This window comes from uncultured Campylobacter sp. (assembly GCF_938045205.1).
Taxonomy (GTDB): Bacteria; Campylobacterota; Campylobacteria; order Campylobacterales; family Campylobacteraceae; genus Campylobacter_B.
This window is the reverse complement of record NZ_CALIMY010000158.1, coordinates 1-5260: the sequence shown is the minus strand read 5'-3', so window position 1 is coordinate 5260 and position 5260 is coordinate 1. Positions and strand designations below refer to the sequence as shown.

Annotated in this window: 4 protein-coding genes and 1 pseudogene; all 5 read left to right on the top strand. The window is 45.7% G+C overall.

Annotated features, from left to right (window positions below):
* On the top strand, positions 1-1900 hold a 1900-nt coding region (alaS, locus tag Q0198_RS09595; protein WP_297897476.1), incomplete at its 5' end, for an alanine--tRNA ligase.
* Entirely contained in the window at positions 1897-2406 is a 510-nt protein-coding gene (locus Q0198_RS09590) for a hypothetical protein (protein ID WP_297897473.1), read from the top strand. The genes alaS and Q0198_RS09590, both read left to right, overlap by 4 nt.
* Positions 2406-2951 (top strand): septum formation inhibitor Maf, encoded by a 546-nt coding sequence (gene maf / locus Q0198_RS09585; RefSeq protein WP_297897470.1) that lies wholly within the window; start codon positions 2406-2408, stop codon positions 2949-2951. The genes Q0198_RS09590 and maf overlap by 1 nt, the downstream gene beginning before the upstream one ends.
* Positions 2945-4855, top strand: a complete 1911-nt coding sequence (locus Q0198_RS09580) for a PBP1A family penicillin-binding protein (RefSeq protein WP_297897467.1) — start codon at positions 2945-2947, stop codon at positions 4853-4855. The genes maf and Q0198_RS09580 overlap by 7 nt, the downstream gene beginning before the upstream one ends.
* Before the next feature lie 72 nt (positions 4856-4927).
* Positions 4928-5260 (top strand): annotated as a pseudogene (locus Q0198_RS09575) (hypothetical protein); the annotation flags it as partial.

Genomic DNA, 5260 nt, shown 5'->3' with positions numbered 1-5260 from the left:
AAAGCCTAGCATCGACACGGGCATGGGCCTTGAGCGTGTCACGGCGATTAAAGAAGGCAAGTTTAGCAACTACGACAGCTCGCTTTTTATGCCGCTAATTGATGAGGTTGCAAAGCTTTGCGGCAAGCCTTACGCTTATGAAAGCGGCGCAAGCTATCGCGTCATCGCCGATCATATCCGCTCGGTTACGTTTTTGCTAGCGCAGGGAACAAATTTTAACCGCGAGGGCAGGGGATATGTTTTGCGTAGAATTCTACGCCGCGCCGTGCGCCACGGCTATCTGCTCGGTATAAAAGAGCCATTTATGTATCGCCTCGTGGATAAAGTATGCGAGCTGATGGGCGGGCACTACGCTTATCTGAATGAGAAAAAGCAAGCCGTAAAGGAGCAGATCAAACTCGAAGAGGAGCGGTTTTTCGCCACTTTGGCAAACGGCATCGAGCTTTTTAACGAGGAGCTTGCGCGCACTAAAGAAATTTTTAGCGGCGAGGTCGCGTTTAGGCTATACGACACCTACGGCTTTCCGCTCGATCTGACCGCCGATATGCTGCGCGATAAAAATTTGCGCGTGGATGAAGCTAAATTTGACGCGCTTATGAGCGAGCAAAGGCAGATAGCTAAAGCCGCATGGAAGGGCAGTGGCGATAAAAACGTCCGTGGCGATTTTAAGGCGCTGCTAGAGAAATTTGGTGAGAATAAATTTAGCGGTTACGAAGAGCTTAGCCGCACGAGCAAGGTTTTAGCACTGCTTAACGAGGATTTTGCGGAAGTGGATGAGCTCAAAGCCGGCGATATCGGCTGGGCGATGTTTGATATCACTCCGTTTTATGCACAAAGTGGCGGTCAGACGGGCGATAGCGGCGAAGTGGAGTCCATAGCCGATGTGTTTGATACGCAGAAATTTTATGGGCTAAATTTATCCCACTTGCGCCTTAATCGTAACCTGAAAATTGGCGATATCGTCGGGCTTAAGGTTTCTGAGGAGCGTGAGCAGATTGCACGCCATCACAGCGCGACGCATCTTTTGCACGCGGCGCTTCGTGCGGTGCTAGGGGCTCATATCGCTCAAGCAGGAAGCTTAGTCGAAGCGGACCGCTTAAGATTTGACTTCTCGCATCCTAAGGCGCTTAGCGTCGAGGAGCTAGCTAAAATCGAGGAATTTGTAAATAACGCCGTTTGCAAGGGCTGTGCGGCAAAAACTGAGATTATGGATATAGATGACGCTAAAAACAGCGGCGCGATTGCGCTTTTTGGCGAAAAATATGGCTCAAAGGTGCGCGTTGTGAGCTTCGGAGAGATTAGTAAGGAGCTTTGCGGCGGAATTCACGTGCGTAATTTAAGCGAGATAGGACCGTTTTTTATAGTCAAAGAAAGCGGCGTAAGTGCGGGTGTTAGGCGTATCGAGGCAGTTTGTTCGCGCGCGGCTTTAAATTTAGCACTTCAAAATCGCGCTAAGCTTGCTGAAATTTCTGCGGAGTTAAAGGGGATTGAGCCTCTCCGCGCGATTGAGAAATTAAAAGATGAGATCAGATCGCTAAAAGATCAGATCAAGCATGCAAGCAGTTCCCATGCACTGGCATTTTTAAATGTCGGCGATACCAAACTTTGCGTAGCCTCGGTCGAAAGCGGTGATATAAAAACTATGATAGATGAGTTTAAAAATAGCCACGAAAAGGCGGCGATAATGCTGATGCAAGTAGGCACCGACGGCAAAATTTCAATCGCAGCAGGTGTTAAAAACGCGCCGATCAAAGCTGGCGAGTGGGTTAAGCTCGCGGCGCAAATTTTAGGCGGTGGCGGCGGCGGACGCGATGATTTTGCGACCGCAGGCGGCAGGGACGTGCTAAAAATCGAAGAAGCGATCAAAGAGGCGATCTCTTACGCAAAAGGTAAAATTTGAACGAAATCGATACCGGCTTCATCAAAGCCTCGCAAATTTTGCCGCTGATTCACATTTTAAGCGTGATTTTTTTGGTCTGCGCGCAGATCTGCGTATTTTTGATCGCGCGGATCTTTATGAATTTAAGCAGTAAAAGCCAAGCGGATGCGAAGGATGTAAAATTTGCAGAAATTTTACGATATATGAAACGCTATGAGCAGTTCTTTGCACTATTTTTGGTGATCGTTTGCGTAAGTGGATTTTTTCTTGCGGACGGCGGAAGTTTTAAATTTTCAGATCCTATGGTAAAAGGTGCGATTGCGACGCTGTGGGCTGGCGCCGGCTTTATACTACTAAATTTTATCTACATGCATTATAAAATTTTATCTTTGAAGCGAGCTTTGGATGCGGGAGATGAGCTTGAGGCGAATGAGCATTTAATCATCGTCGTTAAATATTTCATCCCGCTAAATATCGTAGTCACGCTGATTTGCGTTTATCTAGGCGTGACGGTGGGCGAGTTTTGATGATCTATTTAGCTTCCAGTTCGCCTACTAGAGCGCAAATTCTAAAGGATAACGGCGTAGAATTTACGCAAATTCCTTTTAATTTCGATGAAAGCGGCATTAGTAAGGACGATGCACGCACCTATGCTTACCGCGTTGTCTTGGCCAAGAAAACGCAGTTTTTTAAAATTTATAAAAATTATGATAGAGTGCTGTTTGCCGATAGCTCCGTACTTGCCGGCGGCGAAATTTTAGGCAAGGCGCGGGATGAAGCGGACGCGTTAAGGATGTTGCGGGCTCAAAGCGGTGCTAGCTGCGCTGTTTATACTGCGATGATTTTTTGCAGTAAGGCGCTAGAACTTTCGGCACTTAGCGTCGCAAGCTTTGAATTTGCGGAATTTAATGAAGCGGATTTAAAAGGCTATATCGCTAGCGGTGATTGGCGCGGCAAGGCGGGTGCGATGAGTATCGAAGGCTTTAACGAAAAATATATCAAAAGCTCGCGTGGGTCAAAATTCACGGCGATGGGGCTTGATCTGGAAAATTTAAAGAGGTTTGTATGGTAAGAGTTTTATTTAGTTTTATTACGGTTTGTGCGTTTGCCGCAGGCGGAATTTTTTTGTATTTTTACTCGCAAATCCGTTTGGAATCGGACTCTATCATCGATTATCATCCCGAGCTTACGACTAAAATTTATGATCGCAACGGTAATTTGATAGCCAACGTTTTTAATGAACAAAATAGAATTTACGTAAAATTTGACGAGATCCCAGGTCGCGTGATCGAGGCGCTTGTAGCTATCGAGGATACGGCGTTTTTCGAACACGGCGGCGTGAATGTCGAGGCGATTTTTAGGGCGATTATTAAGGACGTCAAAGCGATGAAATTCGTCGAAGGGGCTTCTACGATTACGCAGCAGATCACGCGAAATTTAGTTCTTTCGAGCGAAAAGAAGCTTGATCGCAAGATCAAAGAAGCGATCCTATCGCTTAAGATAGAAAACGCCCTAAGCAAGGAACAAATTCTAGAGCGTTACTTTAACGAAGTGTATTTTGGGCACGGATATTACGGCATTCGCACGGCGGCTTTGGGATATTTCAAAAAGGATTTGCAAGATTTAAGCCTTAAAGAGATCGCGATTTTAGTGGGCTTGCCGAAAGCTCCTAGCAGCTTCGATCCTACTAAGCACCTGGATTTGTCGCTTTCGCGCGCCAATAACGTGATTTATAGGATGCATGAGCTCGGCTGGATAAATAAGACCGAATATGAGCTTGCGATGAACGAACAGCCTACGATCTACAACGAAACACTCACGCAAAACGTAGCGCCGTATGCCGTAGATGAGATCATAAAAGAAGCCGAAAAAATTCTACCGGACGTCCGCACGGGCGGATACCGCATAGATACGAGTCTTGATCTAAAGGCGCAAGCGATGGCGCAAGAGGCATTAGTTTTCGGCTACAATGAAATTTTAAAGCGCAACAAAGACGCCAATGCAAGCAACGTAAACGGCGCTATGGTCGTCACGCATCCGCAAAATGGCGAAATTTTAGCCTTAGTAGGCGGCGTGGATTACGCGAAATCAAATTTCAATCGTGCCAGCCAATCCCAGCGCCAAACCGGCTCTAGTTTTAAGCCTTTCGTCTATCAAATCGCCCTTGATATGGGCTACTCGACGATGACCGAAGTTCCCGATATAGCTAGAGAATTCGACGATGGCAGCGATAAAACGTGGAAGCCGAAAAATTATGACAAGACTTACAGCGGCTATATCACGATCAAAGAAGCTTTAACACGCTCGCGCAACCTTGCCTCGATCAATCTGATGCAATCTATCGGCGTTGATCGCGCGGTAAAAAAGCTGGGCGAGTTCGGCTTTAAAAACGTCCCGCCCGCCCTGTCAGTGGCTATCGGCAGCTACGGAATTTCGCCGCTTGAATACTCCACGATGTATTCGATGTTCCCGGGGCTTGGGATTACTGCAAAATCAAAATTTATCGTTTCGATTACCGATAAGGACGGCAAAACTCGCTTTATCGAGCCCGAGCGGCGCCGCGTGCTGCGCCCTGAGCAGGCGTATCTGATGACTACGCTGCTAAAAAATATCGTGCAGCGCGGCACCGGTACTCGCGCGCGCGTGCAAGGCATCGACATAGCGGGCAAAACAGGTACCTCAAACGATAGTATAGATGCATGGTTTTGCGGCTTTACGCCGGATTTGCAGATCATAATCTGGTATGGCAACGACGATTATAAACCGATGCGAAAGGTCGAGGGCGGCGGTCGTACCGCAGCACCGGTGTTTGCAAAATTTTTAGATACCTACTTAAAAGAGTATCCGCAAACTAAACGAAATTTCACGGTTCCCGACGGCGTCTTTAGCAGCTCATACAACGGCAAGGAAGAGTATTACACTAAAATTTCGCCACTTCCTAAACCTCGCGAAAGTAGCAGCGACGGATCATTTTAAATTTAGAGCAAATCCAAATTTTATCCGCAGATTAAAAGCGATAAAATATATGGTCAATTGTAAGGGTCAAGATTGCAGGATTTAGAATTTGAAAGTAAAAAGATAAGAATAGAAAATACTCGTATAAAATTCGGTAAATTTTTTACGAAACTATGTTTTATATATTTTTGCTATTCCCTTAGCGCCTTTATAATTCCCGAAAATATTTTAGATATTTCTCCTGCGTGCTTAAATTTCGTAAATTGTATGAAAAGCTATTTTCCAAATATCGAAATTATCGGTAGTATTAGTCCCTACACCCAACTTTCTGAATTTTACGTTAGTATTATGTGGATCTTTGGAATTTTTATTTTTTGCCTTTTGATTTTATTTCAGATAGTTTGGATTGGATTTTATGAGCGCTAT

Excerpts from the sequence above, each read along its gene's own strand:
- Q0198_RS09580 (WP_297897467.1), top strand. The coding sequence starts at position 2,945 with ATGGTAAGAGTTTTATTTAGTTTTATTACGGTTTGTGCGTTTGCCGCA.
- maf (WP_297897470.1), top strand. The coding sequence starts at position 2,406 with ATGATCTATTTAGCTTCCAGTTCGCCTACTAGAGCGCAAATTCTAAAG.